Annotated in this window: 16 protein-coding genes; 7 read left to right on the forward strand and 9 right to left on the reverse strand. The window is 62.2% G+C overall.

The annotated features are described in order from the left end of the window. Window position 1: 1 nt before the first annotated feature. The 6 genes from AC07E3_RS14750 to AC07E3_RS14775 all read right to left on the reverse strand — a co-directional run bounded on the left by AC07E3_RS14750 (window position 2) and on the right by AC07E3_RS14775 (window position 6445). Complete coding sequence (locus tag AC07E3_RS14750) at window positions 2-925, reverse strand: NAD(P)-dependent oxidoreductase (protein ID WP_478362935.1); 924 nt, start codon at window positions 923-925, stop codon at window positions 2-4. Between the two features lie 21 nt (window positions 926-946). Further along, window positions 947-1789, reverse strand: a complete 843-nt coding sequence (locus tag AC07E3_RS14755; protein WP_478362937.1) for a fumarylacetoacetate hydrolase family protein — start codon at window positions 1787-1789, stop codon at window positions 947-949. Between the two features lie 27 nt (window positions 1790-1816). After that, a complete protein-coding gene (locus tag AC07E3_RS14760) occupies window positions 1817-2551 on the reverse strand; it encodes an SDR family NAD(P)-dependent oxidoreductase (RefSeq protein ID WP_478362939.1) in 735 nt (244 codons plus the stop codon). Window positions 2552-2675: 124 nt separating this feature from the next. Continuing rightward, window positions 2676-3554 carry a GntR family transcriptional regulator gene (locus AC07E3_RS14765; RefSeq protein ID WP_336071406.1) on the reverse strand — a complete coding sequence of 293 codons (879 nt, stop codon included), beginning with the start codon at window positions 3552-3554 and terminating at the stop codon, window positions 2676-2678. Window positions 3555-3600: 46 nt separating this feature from the next. Beyond that, window positions 3601-4587: a D-erythronate dehydrogenase gene (gene denD, locus AC07E3_RS14770; RefSeq protein WP_478362941.1), complete on the reverse strand. Its 987-nt coding sequence runs from the start codon at window positions 4585-4587 to the stop codon at window positions 3601-3603. A gap of 40 nt (window positions 4588-4627) precedes the next feature. Beyond that, window positions 4628-6445 carry an IlvD/Edd family dehydratase gene (locus AC07E3_RS14775; RefSeq protein ID WP_478362943.1) on the reverse strand — a complete coding sequence of 606 codons (1818 nt, stop codon included), beginning with the start codon at window positions 6443-6445 and terminating at the stop codon, window positions 4628-4630. Window positions 6446-6724: 279 nt separating this feature from the next. Between AC07E3_RS14775 and otnK the strand changes: the two genes are divergently transcribed. Genes otnK through AC07E3_RS14790 form a run of 3 tightly spaced genes read left to right on the forward strand, consistent with a single transcriptional unit; the run spans window position 6725 to window position 9401 of the window. Further along, entirely contained in the window at window positions 6725-7987 is a 1263-nt protein-coding gene (gene otnK / locus AC07E3_RS14780) for a 3-oxo-tetronate kinase (protein ID WP_478362945.1), read from the forward strand. Further along, entirely contained in the window at window positions 7984-8631 is a 648-nt protein-coding gene (otnC, locus tag AC07E3_RS14785) for a 3-oxo-tetronate 4-phosphate decarboxylase (protein WP_007009169.1), read from the forward strand. Before otnK ends, otnC begins: the two co-directional genes overlap by 4 nt. Continuing rightward, complete coding sequence (locus tag AC07E3_RS14790; RefSeq protein ID WP_478362947.1) at window positions 8631-9401, forward strand: hydroxypyruvate isomerase family protein; 771 nt, start codon at window positions 8631-8633, stop codon at window positions 9399-9401. Before otnC ends, AC07E3_RS14790 begins: the two co-directional genes overlap by 1 nt. 10 nt (window positions 9402-9411) lie before the next feature. Here the strand turns inward: AC07E3_RS14790 and AC07E3_RS14795 are convergent, their stop codons facing one another. Continuing rightward, a complete protein-coding gene (locus AC07E3_RS14795) occupies window positions 9412-10086 on the reverse strand; it encodes a GntR family transcriptional regulator (protein WP_478362949.1) in 675 nt (224 codons plus the stop codon). A 103-nt stretch (window positions 10087-10189) separates the two neighbouring features. Between AC07E3_RS14795 and AC07E3_RS14800 the strand changes: the two genes are divergently transcribed. The 4 genes from AC07E3_RS14800 to AC07E3_RS14815 all read left to right on the forward strand — a co-directional run bounded on the left by AC07E3_RS14800 (window position 10190) and on the right by AC07E3_RS14815 (window position 14226). Then, the gene (locus tag AC07E3_RS14800) at window positions 10190-11239 is read left to right on the forward strand and encodes a 4-hydroxythreonine-4-phosphate dehydrogenase PdxA (RefSeq protein ID WP_478362951.1); all 1050 of its coding nucleotides are present in this window, start codon (window positions 10190-10192) and stop codon (window positions 11237-11239) included. Between the two features lie 66 nt (window positions 11240-11305). Then, window positions 11306-12292: a TRAP transporter substrate-binding protein gene (locus AC07E3_RS14805; RefSeq protein WP_007009174.1), complete on the forward strand. Its 987-nt coding sequence runs from the start codon at window positions 11306-11308 to the stop codon at window positions 12290-12292. Between the two features lie 93 nt (window positions 12293-12385). Next, a complete protein-coding gene (locus AC07E3_RS14810) occupies window positions 12386-12943 on the forward strand; it encodes a TRAP transporter small permease (protein WP_025029371.1) in 558 nt (185 codons plus the stop codon). Next, the gene (locus AC07E3_RS14815) at window positions 12940-14226 is read left to right on the forward strand and encodes a TRAP transporter large permease (protein WP_336071206.1); all 1287 of its coding nucleotides are present in this window, start codon (window positions 12940-12942) and stop codon (window positions 14224-14226) included. The genes AC07E3_RS14810 and AC07E3_RS14815 overlap by 4 nt, the downstream gene beginning before the upstream one ends. Window positions 14227-14318: 92 nt before the next feature. Here AC07E3_RS14815 and AC07E3_RS14820 read toward each other — a convergent pair whose 3' ends face one another. Together AC07E3_RS14820 and AC07E3_RS14825 are read right to left on the reverse strand one after the other, a co-directional pair. Then, window positions 14319-15770 carry a putative bifunctional diguanylate cyclase/phosphodiesterase gene (locus tag AC07E3_RS14820; RefSeq protein ID WP_478362954.1) on the reverse strand — a complete coding sequence of 484 codons (1452 nt, stop codon included), beginning with the start codon at window positions 15768-15770 and terminating at the stop codon, window positions 14319-14321. Next, window positions 15763-15906 (reverse strand): PAS domain-containing protein, encoded by a 144-nt coding sequence (locus AC07E3_RS14825; protein ID WP_478362956.1) that lies wholly within the window; start codon window positions 15904-15906, stop codon window positions 15763-15765. Before AC07E3_RS14825 ends, AC07E3_RS14820 begins: the two co-directional genes overlap by 8 nt.

Genomic DNA, 15906 nt, shown 5'->3' on the forward strand with positions numbered 1-15906 from the left:
GTCATGCCTTGAGCGGCGGGGCGCTGGTTTCGCCCGTGCCCAGCCGCTTGCCGGAATTGATGGCCTCGAGCCAGAGAAGATAGGCAGCGTGATCGTGGCGGCCCATCTTCATCTCATGGGCCAGCGTGTGGAATGCGTCGCGCGTTTTCTCGGTGAGCGGGAGCGAGAGCCCGGCACTGCGGGCCACTTCAAGCGCATTCTCCAGATCCTTGAGCTGCAATTCGAGCGGGCCGCCGGGCACGAAATTGCGCTCGACCATCCGTTCGCCGTGCAGCTCCAGAATGCGGGAGGTGGCAAACCCGCCCATCAGCGCATCGCGCAGTGCGGCGGGGTCGCAGCCGCCTTCCTGCGCCAGAAGCATCGCCTCCGACACCGCACCGATGGTGACGGCGACGATCACTTGGTTGGCGAGCTTGGCGACCTGACCCGCGCCATGAATGCCGACATGGGTCGCGCGGCCCATGGCGGACAGAAGCGTCTCGGCCTCTGCAAAATCGGAAGCTTCGCCGCCGGCCATGATGGCGAGCGTCGCCTCGATCGCGCCTTTCTCGCCGCCCGACACCGGCGCGTCGAGATGCCGGTGCCCCGTCTTTGAAAGTGCATCGGCGTGGTCGCGCGCGACCGCAGGCTGGATTGACGACATGTCGATGAAAAGCGCGCCCTTCGGTGCGGCTTCCACGATGCCGTTCTCGCCGAAATAGATCTGGGTGACGATGGGTGAATTGTCGACCATCGTCACGATGGCATCGGCGCTGGCGACGGCTGAGCGGGGATCATCAACGACGGTTGCAACGTCTGAAAGGGCCTCCGCCTTGGCGCGCGTGCGGTTCCACACGGTGAGATTGAAGCCCGCCCTGGCAATGTTTCGTGCCATGGGGGCACCCATGATGCCGGTGCCGATGACGGTGACGTTCTTGATGTTCATGACGGGCTCCAGATATTGCGATCAGGCGTTGACGACGGTCTGGCGCTGCTCGCCAAGTCCGGCAATGGACAGGGTCATGACGTCGCCGGCCTTGAGATATTGGGGCGGTTTCATGCCCATGCCGACGCCGGGAGGGGTGCCTGTGGAGATCACGTCACCGGGCATCAGCGTCATGAACTGCGAGAGGTAGGAAACGACGTGCGGCACGTTGAAGATCAGCGTGTTTGAGTTGCCGGTCTGGCGGCGCTCGCCGTTGACGTCGAGCCACATGTCCAGATTGTGCGGGTCGGCCACTTCATCGCGGGTGACGAGCCAGGGCCCCAGCGGGCCAAACGTGTCGTGGCTTTTGCCCTTGGTCCACTGTCCAGAGCGCTTTGTCTGGAAGTCGCGCTCGGAAACATCGTTCATGATGGCGAAGCCCGCGACATGATCCATCGCGTCGGCTTCGCTGACATATTTGGTCTTCGAGCCAATGATGACGGCGAGTTCAACCTCCCAGTCGAGCGCCTTTGAACCGCGCGGGAGTTCGACATCGTCATTGGGGCCGCACAGCGCGTTGAGCGCCTTTGCGAAAACAATGGGCTCCTCCGGAGGCTCGGCGCCGGTTTCGGCGGCATGGTCGGAGTAGTTGAGGCCGATGCAGATGATCTTCTGAAGGCCCGCGACACAGGGGCCGAGGCGGGGAGTTCCATCGACGGCGGGAAGGGTCTGCGGATCGATGGCGCGCAGCCTGTCGAGGCCCGCCGGCGAAATGACGTCGCCGGCAATATCGTCAACCACGCCGGAAAGATCGCGCAGGGTGCCATCGGCAGCGAGCATGCCCGGTTTTTCCTGACCCGCCGGACCGTAACGCAAGAGTTTCATATCGGTATTCCTCTGTACTTGCCTTGATCAGTAGACGGCGCGGCCGCCTGAAATGTCGAACACACCGCCTGTCGTGAAGGAGCACTCCTGCGAAGCGAGCCACGCGATCATGGCAGCCGCCTCGGGCGGTTCGAGAAAGCGCTCGAGCGGAATTTTGGACAGCATGTAGTCGATATGCTCCTGGCTCATCTGGTCGAAGATCGGCGTGCGGGCCGCTGCCGGAGTGAGGCAGTTGACGATCACGCCGGTTTTGGCGAGCTCCTTGCCGAGCGATTTGGTCAGCCCGATCAGACCGGCCTTGGAGGCAGAGTAGTGCGAGGCGTTGGGATTGCCTTCTTTGCCGGCTATGGAAGCAATGTTGACGATGCGCCCATAGCCGCGTTCGATCATGCCTGGCACGAGTGCACGGCAGGTGAGATAGGGGGCGACGAGATTGACCTCGACCGTGCGGCGCCAGACATCCGGCGCCAGTTCCCAGGTCTTGCCATTGCCGCCGGTGATGCCGGCATTGTTGACGAGAATGTCGATCGCGCCGGCTTCCCGTGCGGCGTCGTTTACCGCGCTTTCGTCGGTGAGTTCCACCACACGGCCCGATGCGCTGCCTCCCAGCGCGTCTGTTGCCCTGTCGAGGTTCGCGGCGTTGATGTCCCAAAGGACGACCTCGGCGCCGCTTGCAATGAAACGCTCCGCGGTTGCGAGCCCGATGCCCTGCGCCCCGCCTGTGATGATCGCCCTCCGTCCGGCAAGATCGATCTGGTTCATGTACGCCCCCTCCTCATTCTGTTCCGTTCGCTGTCATTGCACAGACATGGCAAAAGAACAATGTATACATTGTTAATCGGCGCGGATGCGACTGTCACGAGATTCCACCCGACTGCAAAATGCTCTATTGGCCTGGCGGGAATGTCGCCTGCCGGCGCAGGAGGGAGACGAGCTGCTCGTCGGCGCGATCGCGGTGCTGCTGATGGAGGCGGGTTGCCTCCTCTGCGTTTCCGGCCGCGATGGCGGCAAGGATTGCGCGGTGTTCCCGATCTGAAACAATCGGCAGGGGACGCAGTTTTATGATCGCGCGACGGGCGTGATACTGCAGGTCCCAGAGCTGCCGCAACATGGCCTGCAGGCGCGGATTGCCGCAAAGACCGACCAGTTCGGAATGAAACTCGTCGTCCAGCTCGGACCAGGCTTCGATGTCGCCCCGCTTCGAGGCGCGCTCCATCTGGGTGAGGATACCGTCCAGACGCTCGTGGTCCGCCGCGGTGATGCCGCGTCGCGCCGTGAGCTGCGCCGCCTTGACCTCGAGCGTTGAAAAAACCTGGTAGATCTGCTCGATCTCATCGACCGACAGCGCCTTGACTGTGATGCCGTGGCGCGGCCGCACATCCACAAGCCCTTCTTCCTCGAGCCGTATCAGCGCTTCGCGCACGGGTGTCCGGCTGAGCGAAAGAAGGCTCGCAACCTCGGTTTCCAGAAGTGTGGTGCCGGGCGGCAGCCGCCCTTCCAGAATGCGGAACTTGAGCTCGTGATACGCCCGGTCGCGTGCCGGCATCTTGGCGATGCCCTGCAGGCTCGGGCGCGGGCGTGACGCAGCCTGCGCATCGGCGCTCCTGCTTGCCGGTTTTCGCCCTGCGGTTCCGACCTTTCTGCGTTCGCTCGTGCTCAGCACCCCCTCCATATTTGCCCGGTGCGGTTCAGCCCTGCCGACGATGGTTGGCAGATATCCGCTGTCATGTCCAAGCGCTTGGGCATCGTCATGCCGGTTCTTCACAGGCAAGGATGTCGTCGGTCAATCGTCTCCGGCCGCCTCAACCCCTTTATTTGCGTGCCGCCTCGTCTGCGATGTGCGCGCGGATGATGGAATCGAAATCCCGGTCGGCCGTGAAGCCGGCTTCCTGCGCGCGCCGGGCGATGAAATCACGCGGCCAGCCATCCACAATCGCGGCGATCTGCGGATCGTGCCTGCGCTTTATGTGCGCCACGACGTCATGGCCGGCAACGCGCGCGAGAGCCTCTATCATCTCCGAAATGGTGACCGAGAGACCGGGCATGGTGAGGCAGCGCCGGTCTCCGAGCTGGGCCAGGTCCATGGTGCCGGCATGCAGCAGGAAACCCACCGCAGCATCCGGGCTCGCCACCCAGTGGCGCACATCGTCCGAGACAGGCAGGATGGCATCCTGCCCGGCGAGCGGCTCGCGGATGATGCCGGAGAAGAAGCCGGACGCAGCCTTGTTGGGTTTGCCGGGACGAACGACAATCGTCGGCAGGCGAATGCCGATCCCGTCTATGAAACCCTTTCGCGTATAGTCGGCCAAAAGAAGCTCGCCAATCGCCTTCTGCGTTCCATAGCTGGTGAGCGGGGCCCGGAAGAACTCGTCGTCGATCTTGTCGGGGAAGGGAGCGCCGAAGACCGCGATGGAAGAGGTGAAGACGAGGCGGGGTCGATAGGGGCCTCCTCCATTTTCGCCAAGAAGGCGGATGGCTTCAAGCAGATGACGCGTGCCATCCATGTTGATGCCGTAGCCCTTCTCGAACGCGACTTCCGCCTCGCCGGAAACGATGGCGGCCAGATGGAAGATGACATCGGGCTTCTGCGCGATCAGCCCCTCGACGGTTTTTGCATCCGCGATATCGCCAGCCTGCGCCTCGATCTGAATGCCATTGGCAGGGGCGAGCGGGGCTTCGACCACATCGAATGCATGGATGGTTTCGATGCGCTCGCTGCCGAGCTTGCCATCGGAGAGCAGCTTCTCGGCCAGCCGGCGACCGACCATGCCGGCGGCTCCGATAATCAGGATGCGCATGCGGGTTCCTCCTCCCTGTGGCGTGTTTTCGATGTCTGCTTCAGTGGTTGTCGCGCGGGACTGGCGGCATGTTGCCGTCCTTCCCGCCCTGTGCGAGCCGCTGGTAATTGACGGCGGGTTCCAGCACCATGCCTGCTTCGAGCTGGGCGACCATGCCGCGCTGGATTTCCTGCCAGGGCGTCTGGTGCGCGGGATAGGCATATCCCCCGGCCTTCTCCAGCTCCTCGCGGCGCCGGGTCAGTTCTTCATCGGAGGTGAGAATGTTTGCCGTGCACTTGTTGAGGTCGATGCGCACGCGGTCACCGGTCTCGAGGATAGCAAGTCCGCCATTGGCGGCGGCTTCCGGCGAGGCATTGAGGATGGAGGGCGAGCCCGATGTGCCGGACTGGCGACCATCCCCGATGCAGGGCAGAGAGGTGATGCCGCGCTTGATGAGGTAATCGGGCGCGCGCATGTTCACCACTTCCGCCGCGCCCGGATAGCCGATGGGTCCCGCACCGCGCATGAAAAGGATGCTCTTCTCATCGATGGCGAGTGCCGGATCGTCGATGCGCGCGTGATAATCCTCCGGCCCGTCGAACACGATGGCGCGGCCCTCGAAGGCCATGGGATCGTCGGGATTGGAAAGATAGCGGTCCCGGAACTCGTCGGAGACGACCGAGAGTTTCATGATCGCGGAATCGAACAGATTGCCTTTCAGGACGCGGAAGCCTGCATTCTCCCTGAGCGGTTTCGCGAAGGGACGGATCACCTTCTCGTCAGCGATGGCGGCATCGCGGCAGTTCTCGCCGATGCTCCTGCCGTTGACCGTCAGCACATCCTCGTTGATGAGCCCGGCCGACATGAGCTGATTGATAACCGCCGGCACACCGCCGGCATGGTAATAATCCTCACCCAGATATTCGCCCGCAGGCTGGAGGTTCACCAGGAGAGGCACACTCTCGCCATAGGTCTGCCAGTCGTCGATGGACAGTTCAACGCCCAGATGGCGGGCGACAGCCGTCAGGTGGATGGGGGCGTTGGTGGAGCCGCCTATGGCGGAGTTGACGCGGATTGCATTGATGAAGGCTTCGCGGGTCATCACGTCGCTCGGCTTGATGTCTTCATGCACCATGTCGACGATGCGAAGGCCGGTGCGATACGCCATTTCCTGCCGGTCGCGATAGGGGGCGGGGATGGCTGCGGAACCGGGCAACTGCATGCCGAGCGCTTCGGCCAGCGAGTTCATCGTGGTGGCCGTTCCCATCGTGTTGCAATATCCGGTGGACGGCGCGGAGGAGGCGACGAGCCGCACGAAGCCCTCATAGTCGATCTCGCCGGCAGCCATCATCTCGCGTGCCTTCCAGACGATGGTACCCGAACCCGTGCGCTCACCCCGGAACCAGCCATTGAGCATCGGGCCCACCGAAAGCGCGATGGCCGGGATGTTGACCGTGGCTGCCGCCATGAGCAGAGCCGGCGTGGTCTTGTCGCAGCCGACGGTGAGCACGACGCCATCGAGCGGATAGCCGTAGAGCACTTCCACGAGGCTGAGATAGGCGAGATTGCGGTCGAGAGACGCTGTCGGGCGCTTGCCGGTTTCCTGGATCGGGTGAACGGGAAACTCGATGGCGATGCCGCCGGCCTCGCGAATGCCTTCGCGCACGCGCTTCGCCAGTTCGAGGTGGTGCCGGTTGCAGGGCGAAAGATCGGAGCCGGTCTGGGCAATTCCGATGATGGGCTTGCCGGATTGCAGTTCTTCCTGCGACAATCCGAAATTCAGGTAGCGCTCCAGATAAAGCGCTGTCATATCCGGATTGCCCGCATTGTCGAACCACGCGCGTGAGCGCAGGGAAGGGGCTTTGGGGTTGTTGCTCATGTCGTCTCCGGATACTTGATTGCGCGCCTATTCTAGCTTCTTGCCAATCAATGTATACACAAAAATCAAGAGTGCACCGAATTTCGAGAGTTGCCGAGGTCGGATTCCGTCGCGCTGATTTCGTCAGGAAAAACAAATAGAAGAAGCACGGTTTCGTAAGATTTTCCCGGACCTTCTTTGTCCAGAATTCACGCAGAACCTCTCCCATTCATCTGCATTGACTTTTATGGATACGTTGTCGCATTAAGCCGTGATGCATGCGCGAAGGAGGAGGTGCGAATGTTGCTCGGCTGTATTGGGGATGATTTTACAGGCTCTTCCGATCTCGCCAACATGCTGGCCAGAAGCGGTATGAAGACCATCCAGTATTGTGGTGTGCCGAACGGCCCTGCCGATCCCTCCGTGGAAGCGGGGGTGGTGGCGCTCAAGTCGCGCACGATTCCGGTGGCGGACGCGGTCCGCCAGTCGCTCAAGGCCGTCGACTGGCTTCTGGAGCAGGGCGCGGGGCAGATCTACTTCAAATACTGCTCGACCTTCGATTCGACGCCGGAGGGCAATATCGGCCCGGTCATCGATGCGCTGGTGGAGCGTCTCGGTGCGGAGCAGACGGTGGTTTGTCCGGCTTTTCCGGCGACGGGGCGGACGGTCTACCAGGGGCATCTCTTCGTGAATGACCGCCTTCTCAACGAGAGCGGCATGGAACATCATCCGCTCACACCGATGCGCGATGCAGACATCCGCCGCTGGCTTGCGCCGCAGACGGACGGAGCGGTGGGCCATGTCTCCGCTCAGGTGGTGCGCGAGGGAGCGGCGGCCATCTCCGATGCGCTCGACCGGGCGGCGGCGGAGGGGAAGACGCGCATTGTCGTCGACACGGTCTCCGACGAGGATCTCTATCGCATCGGCACCGCCGTGCGCAGCATGAAGCTCGTCACGGGCGGATCCGGGCTGGGGCTGGGACTGGCGGCAAATTTCCGTGAAGCGGGACTGCTCGGAAAGAACAGAGAGGGCTGGCAGGGATCGGCGGGCCGGGCTGCCATCCTTTCGGGGTCGTGCTCGGGCCAGACGCGGCGGCAGATCGCCGAATATTCAAAGCTTCATCCCACGCTCAGGGTTGAGCCTGAGGCCGTTCTTTCGGGCACGATGACGCCGCGGGCGGCGGTGGAGTGGATCGGGGCGCAGGACGCAGGTGCCGCACCGCTCGTCTATTCCTCGGCCGATCCCGAAGTGGTGCGCGCGGCGCAGGCTGCGTTCGGGCGGGAAGAGGTCGCTTCAGCCCTTGAGGGTTTTTTTGCTGCGACCGCCGCGCAGCTTGTCGCCGGTGGATATGAGCGGCTTGTGGTGGCGGGCGGCGAGACGTCGGGTGCGGTTGTCGAGGCGCTCGACTGCTCCGCGCTTGAGGTTGGCCCGCAGATTGCGCAGGGCGTGCCGGGGCTGAAGGTTGCGGGCCGCCCCGTCTGGGTGGCGCTCAAATCCGGCAATTTTGGTGACGATGCGTTTTTCATCAAGGCGCTTGATGTGTTGAAGGGAGAGGCGGCATGAGCGAGGAAAGCAGGCTTCGTGAGGAGATGTGCAGCCTTGCCGCCTCGCTTCATTCGCGCGGGCTGACGCATGGGGCCACCGGCAATGTTTCCGCCCGCACGAGCGACGGGGGATTGCTGGTGACGCCGACGGGCTCGACGCTCGGCACGCTCGATCCGGCCCGGTTGAGCCGCTTCGATGCGGCGGGCCGGCATGTGGATGGCGATAAGCCGACAAAGGAAATGCCTCTGCACGAGGCGTTTTACGAGACGCGTTCCAAGGCCGGTGCGATCGTGCATCTGCATTCGACGCATTCGGTCGCCTGGTCGCTTCTTCCCGATGTCGACCCGGACAATCTGTTTCCGCCGCTCACGGCCTATTCCATCATGCAGCTCGGCAAGGTGAAGCTGCTTCCCTATTTCATCCCCGGGGACGTGGCCATTGGAGAGGCGATCCGCGGACTGGCAGGCAAGCGCTCGGCGGTGATGCTGGCCAATCACGGCCCGGTGGTGGCGGGCAAGGACCTGCGGGCAGCCGGTCAGGCGATCGAGGAACTGGAAGAGACGGCGCGTCTCGCGCTTCTCACGCGCGGGCTTTCGCCGCGTCTTCTGACACCGGAGCAGATCGATCAGGTGGTGACGAAATTCGATGTGGAGTGGTCGTGATGCTGCGTTTTTCCGCCAATCTCGGGTTTTTGTGGACAGAGCTCGCCCTTCCGGATGCGGTCCGTCGGGCGCATGCGGCCGGTTTCGATGCCGTCGAGTGCCACTGGCCTTATGCCGTTCCGGCTGAAGAGCTGCGAAAGGCACTTGAGGAAACGGACCTGCCACTGCTGGGATTAAACACCCGCAAGGGAGAGCGTGAGGGAGACTTCGGCCTTGCGGCGCTGCCGGGGCGTGAAGACGAAGCGCGGGCAGCAATCGACGAGGCGGTGGCTTACGCCGCAGCCGTGGGCGCGGGTGCGGTGCATGTGATGGCGGGCAGGGTGGCGGAAAGCGCGTCGGCGGAAACCGCATTCGCCGAAAACCTCGCATACGCCTGTTCGGCGGCAGCAGCGCGGGGCATCGGCATTCTGATCGAGCCAATCAATCACCGCGACGTTCCCGGTTATTTCCTTTCCCGTGTCGAGCAGGCGGCGGATGTCATCGCCCGCGTGGGCGCGGCCAATCTCAAGATCATGTTCGACTGCTATCACACGCAGATCATGCAGGGCGATCTGCTCAACCGGTTTATCGCGCACCGCCCGTTGATCGGGCACGTGCAGATCGCGGCGGTGCCGTCACGCGCTGAACCCGACGAGGGCGAGGTCTGTTTCGAGCGCCTTTTGCCGGCCATGCGTGACGAGGGGTATGACGGGTTTTTCGGTGCCGAGTACAGGCCGCGCGCCGGGACCGATGCGGGGCTTGGCTGGCGCGGGGTATACACCGAAAGCTGATGCCGCTTCGTCACAGATTGTCCTTCACGCGGTCCCAGGTGTTCATCAGGTGCTGCGCCATCACGCGCCCGAGGGCTTCGCCATCGCGTTTTTTTAGGGCGGCGGCCATCTGCTCGTGCTCGGCAACGGCCGAGGCCCAGTAATCCGGCTTGCTGTTTCCCAGAAAGCGGATGCGTTTGAGGCGTGCCTGAATGTTGGCCTGAACCTCGCGCAGCGATTCATTGCCTGCCAGCTCGGAGACGCGGGAGTGGAACTCCTGATTGAGCTTGTAATAGGGCAGGCGGTCGCCTTCGCGGTAACGCTTCAGCATGTCTTCATGGAGCTTGAGAAGCCCATCGATATCTGCGTCGCTGGCGCGTTCGCAGACGAGCTGCCCCGCCAGTTTCTCCAGATGCGAGAGCAGTTCCAGCATGGAGAACACGTCCTGGGCGGTAAGCTTGCGCACCACGCTTCCCTTCGACGGACGGATGATGACCAGTCCTTCAGCCGCCAGTGTGCGCAATGCTTCCCGGAAGGGAGTGCGGGAAACGCCAAGCTGTTCCACGAGCATCGTTTCGTCGATCCGCGTGCCGGGAGCGAGGTGCCCTTCGATGATGAGATCGCGAATCCGGTTCGCGACCTGATCGTGCAGCGTCTGCTTTTCGATCGCCACGGTTTCCAGGGGGAATGGGCTGCTGAGTTCCAAACGAGGTCTCCTGAATCATCCGGATTTATCGATCATACAAAAAAGATGCGTTGACGTGCGAATTTTCAATAGTATATTTTGTATACAAAATAAGGAATACACAATGCAGCAGTCACGCATCGCCTTTGCGATTGGAGATCCGGCGGGCATCAGCCCGGAGCTTTCGGCCCGCATTCTTGCCGATCAGGGCGCCAATCGCGGCGACCTGATCGTTATCGGAGATGAGCGTGTTCTTGCGCTGGGCGCGCGCCAGGCGGGCGTGACGCTGGATGTGCCGGTTGTCTCGCGCGATGCGCTGGAAGGCGATCTCCCGGACGGTACAGTCCTCGTGGACATGGCCAATTGCGATCCGGACGATGTGCCGCTTGGCGAGGCCAGCATGGAGGGTGGCCGCGCCGCGCTGGAGAATTTCGCGACAGCCTTGCTTGTTGGCAAGGCCGGCCTTGCGAAAGCGGTTTTCTTCACGCCGTTCAACAAGCATGCAATGCGACTCGCGAAAGCCGACTATGTGGACGAGATCGGCTTCATCGATGCCACGATCGAGGCAGAACGCAGCGGGCGGGAGTTCAACGTTCTCGATGAAGTGTGGAACGCACGCGTCACGTCGCATATTCCCCTGCGCGACGTGGCCGGCAAACTTTCGGTAGAGCGAATCTATGAGAGTCTGAAGCTGACCACCGAGGTGATGGAGGGGGCAGGCATCAAGCGCCCGCGCATTGGCGTGGCCGCGCTCAACCCGCATGCGGGAGACGGGCGCAATTTCGGCTGGGAGGATGAGGACATCCTGCTTCCGGCGGTGCAGCGCGCGCAGGAGGAACAGATGGCCGTCACGGGGCCGATCCCGTCTGACACGGTCTTCGTGCGTGCGATCAGGGGGGAGTTCGACGCGGTGATGACCATGTACCACGATCAGGGGCAGATCGCGATGAAGCTGCTCGGTTTCGACCGCGGCGTCACACTGATTGCCGGCTACCCGTTTCCAATCGTCACGCCGGCGCACGGCACGGCCTATGACATTGCCGGCAAGGGTATTGCCGACACCGGCGCGTCGTTCAACGCGCTGGCGCTTGGCCGGAGGCTTGGTGACCGGATTGCTTCGCGTGCTGTCGGGGAGGGCGCCGGCGCACGCAGATACCAGGAGGCCCAGGGTTAGGCGGACCGGCAACGTTGAGCGCGCAGCCGGGGAGGGCTGCGCGAAACGAAACAGAGGGAGGAAAACATGAAACTGAAGCACATAGCATTCTGCGTGGCGGCACTGATGCCCGCCATGGGAGCCGGCGCCGCCCAGGCGCAGGAAGAGATCATTTTCGGGATCAGCGCGGCAACGGGGTCGCTGCAGGAGCAGACGGCAAGCGAGTTTGCCCGCCGCGTCAACGAGAAGCTCGACGGCAAGGCGGTGGTCAAGGTCTTCGACAGCTCGCAGCTTGGCAAAGACAAGGACATGCTGCAGAAGATCAAGCTCGGGACCATGCACCTGACGCTTCCGTCTTCCACCATGCCCGACATTGCCGCCGAATACGCCATTTTCGATCTGCCGTTCCTCGTGGCCGACCGCGAGCATCTGAAGAAGATCGACGAAACCCTGTTCAAGGACGTGCTGGTGCCGGCTGCCGAGGCGCAGGGCTATCGACCGCTCGCGATCTGGGAAAACGGCTTTCGGCAGATCACCAACAATGAGCGCCCGATCAACACGCCGGAAGACCTGAGCGGGCTGAAAATCCGTACGCCAAATTCATCCTGGCGGGTGGCCATGTTCAAGGAATATGGCGCGAACCCCACCCCGATGGGCTTTTCGGAAGTGTTCGTCGCGCTGCAGACGGGCGTGATCGACGGGCAGGAAAATCCCCTGACCAACATTGCCGCCGGCAAGCTGAACGAAGTGCAGGAGTATCTGTCGCTTTCCGGGCATGTCTATTCGCCCGCCTATCCGACGGTGGGGCTGGCGGCGTTTGAAAAACTGGACCCGGAGATTCAGACGGTGTTGGCCGAGACGGCTCAGGAAGTTGCCGGCTGGGCGCGCGAGACGGGCGCTTCCAAGGATGACGATCTGCTGAAGCAGCTTGAGGAAAGTGGCATGAAGGTCAACAAGGCGGATCGCGCCGCGTTCGTGGAAGCCTCCAAGCCGCTTTATGAGAAATTCGCCACCGAAGTCGAAAACGGACAGGCGATGATCGATCAGGTACTGTCGCTGGCCGATGGTTCCTGACGCCGATCCTGACGCCTCCGGGGTGGTGCTTTCCTTGAAGTGCCACCCCGCTATCCACCAAATCGTTTTCCGCCCGGCTTGGGATTTCCTGACATGGCACGGCTTGCCCATTGGCTCGATCTTTTTTTGCAGGTGGTGACGCTGACACTGCTTCTGGCGCTTTCATGCGTCGTGGTGCTTGGCGTCGCCTTTCGATATTCGGGCAATTCGCTGATCTGGTATGACGAGGTCGCAGCGGTGCTGCTTGCCTGGATCACCTTTTCCGGCGCTGCGCTGGCGACGCTGCGCAATGCGCATCTGGGCTTCAACGGTCTCCTGCTTGGCTCGCCGCCTGCCATGAGGATGGTGCTTTTCTGGCTTGGTGAGGCGATCTTCGCCGCCGTCTTCGCTGCGATGCTCTGGGCGGGCTGGGCCATTCTGGACATTTTCGGCAATGAGAGCATGACCACGCTGCGTTTCGTGCCGCGCAGTTTCGTTCAGTCGATCCTGCCGATCAGTGCGGGCCTGATGCTTGCCGGGAGGCTTCTGACCCTGCCGCAACGGCTGGGTGCGGCGCAGGCCGGCATCGACCACGAAGCGGTCGAGATTGAACATGAAATCGCCCGCGCACAGGAAGAGCTGTCGCGCGTCCGCGCGGAGACGTCACGATGACCGAAGCCCTTATTCTCTTCTCCATGTTTGCGATGATCGCGATCGGCCTTCCGATTGCCGTTTCGATCCTGGCGAGCGCGCTTTTAGGCCTGTGGCTTCTCAACGGACATCTCGGGTTCCTGAATGCCGCGCTGTCCATCTTCGACGGCGCGACCAGCTTTCCGCTGATTGCCATCCCGCTGTTCATTCTCGCCGGTGCGTTGATGAACACGGGCGGCATCTCCACGCGTCTTATCGCCTTCGTTTCCGCGCTTATCGGCTTCATTCGCGGTGGGCTTGCCATGGTCAATGTCGGCGTCTCCATGTTCTTTGCCGAAATATCGGGCTCTGCCGTCGCCGATGTCGCTGCGACCGGGTCTGTCCTGATTCCGGCCATGAAGAAGCGCGGCTACAGCCCGCGTTTTGCCGCCGCGATCACCTCGTCTTCCGCATCGCTGGCAATCATCATCCCGCCATCCATCCCGATGATCCTTTATGGCGCGCTGTCGGACACGTCCATCGTGCAGCTTTTCGTAGCGGGCATCGTGCCGGGCGTGATCGGCGGCTTTCTGTTGATGGCGCTCTCCTATTATTTTGCCGTTCGCTACGATCTGCCGCGCGAAGCGGGTTTCAGCCTGCCACGCCTGTGGGAGACCACGAAGGATGCTGCCTGGGCACTGGTGCTTCCGGTGATCATTCTCGGTGGCATTTTCGGTGGTGTGGTTACGGCGACGGAAGGTGCGGGCCTGGCCGTCGTCACCGCGCTCTTCATCGGCGTTTTCATATACCGCGAGATCGATCTTGGTCGGCTCTATCACGCGCTGGTGGAAGGTGTGGTGCAGACGGCGGTGGTCATGCTGCTTGTCGCCACTTCCGCCGTGCTCGGGCTCTATCTGACCGAAACCGAGCTGCCGCAGCGGCTGGCGCAGGGCATTTCGGCCGTCACGACCAACAAGCTGGTCGTGTTGATGATCATCAATGTGTTCCTGCTGTTTCTCGGCATGATCCTGCACGGCGCGGCCGCGATCATTCTGACGGTGCCGATCTTCATGCCGCTGGTGCATCAGCTGGGCATCGATCCCGTGCAGTTTGGCATTCTCCTGACGCTCAACATCGCGCTCGGTCAGCAGACGCCGCCGGTGGCGAGCGTTCTGGTGACGTCGTGCTCCATCGCCAAAACAGATGTGTGGAGCACGACCAAGACCAATCTGCCATTCATCGCCGTTCTGATGCTTGTGCTTCTGCTGGTGACCTATGTGCCGTCCGTTTCGCTCGGGCTCGTGGACGTCTTTTACGATCGCTAGGCACTCCGCACGTGCCTGGTTCTCCGGAAATGCCGAGAGTCGAAAAAGGGGGGGGGACAGATAAGCCGGTTTCGCTCTTTCCCGACCTCGCTTCAGCGCTGCGAACGGTTCGGCGACGAGCGGGTAGGGACCCGAGTGCGCGCCTGCTCCGGCTGCCGCGCTGCCGGCAGCGCTTCGTCATCGAGCGTGAATTCTTCCAGTGCGAACGGTTTGCTGAAGTAATAGCCCTGCGCGATCCTGATCGCCGTGTGCTGCTTCAGATAGTCGACCTCTTCCCGGGTCTCGACCCCCTCGATCACCAGTGTCATGCCGAGGGCGCGGCCAAGTGACTCGATGGCCTTCAGCACGCTTTGGCTGCGTGGCCTCTGATGGACGTTCTGCACGAAAGACCGGTCGATCTTCAACTCGTCTGCGGTCACGGCAGCGAGTGCGGAGAGGGAGGAGTACCCAACGCCGAAATCATCGATGGAGACTTTCACCCCGGCCTCGCGCACCATGGGCAGGATGTTCCTGCTCAGGAGATCGCCGTTCAGAAAAGCCTCTTCGGTGATTTCGAGAACAAAGCGCTCCGGACGGCGATAGGAGGTCAGCCGATCGAGCAGCTTGCGCATGAAATCGGGATCGGTCGACTGGTGCGCCGTGATGTTGAGGCTGATTGAGGTGCCGTGCGAGAAAACGGCGTCAATCTGCGGAAGCGAGGTCATCACCTCGTCGACGACGTGCTCGGAAACCGTGTCGATGATACCTGCGTCGGTCGCGAGATTGACGAAGTCGCCCAGAACCCGGAGCTGGCCGTCGTCATCTCTCCAGCGCAGCAATGTCTCGATCCCGACCACACCATTGGTATGGATGTCGACCTTCGGCTGATAGGCGCAACAGAGCCTGTGGTCGCGCAGGGCGGTGCGCAGGCGCTGTTCGACGGACATGTCGCCATTGCCGGGCCGGGCCGGTGTGTCCGGCTTGTAGCCGACCCTTCCCTTCGATTCCGACTTTGCGCCACGAAGCGCCTGATCTGCCGAGACCAGCAATTCCTCGAAACTGGCACCATCCTTCGCAAACATGCTGATGCCAATGGAGGCGGAGGAGAAGGTTTCGATACCCTTGACCTGGAAAGGCTCCTTGGAGCGGTTGAGGATTGCGCTTGCATACTCCGTCAGGTCGAGGCCCGAAAGATCCGTCACGAAAACGCAGAACATGCCGTTTGAGAGGTAGCCGAGAATGTCGGAGTGTCGAACACAGCCCGACAGCCGCTCGGCGAATGCTGCAATGAGCCCGTCGGTAAAGGCTGCGCCGTAATAGTCGTTGGTGCGACCGAGCCCGTCGAGATCGACCAGAAGCAGGGCGGCTTCAGCGTCGGGCTGGGCCTCGAGTTCGGCGCCTATGGTGCGCGCCAGAAGCGTTTTGTTCGGCAGGCCGGTCAGTTCATCAAAGAAGGCAAGTCTGAATATCTCTTCGTCGAATACGGGCTTCGCTTCGATATCCAGCCACAGGCTGCAGTTGAACGCGCGATCACCGGTCTTCGAGGCAAAGCGCAGCTCACGCATCGAGCGCGGATGAGCACAGGCTGGCCTGCTGATTGACATAAACACGCTGCCCCTCGGAATCGGCAATGGCCAGGCCGAACGGAGCGTGCTCGAGAATGGCCTCCAGATCGGCACCTGCCGGGCGAACCGGGTTCAT

It is taken from the genome of Nitratireductor lacus, from assembly GCF_056431025.1.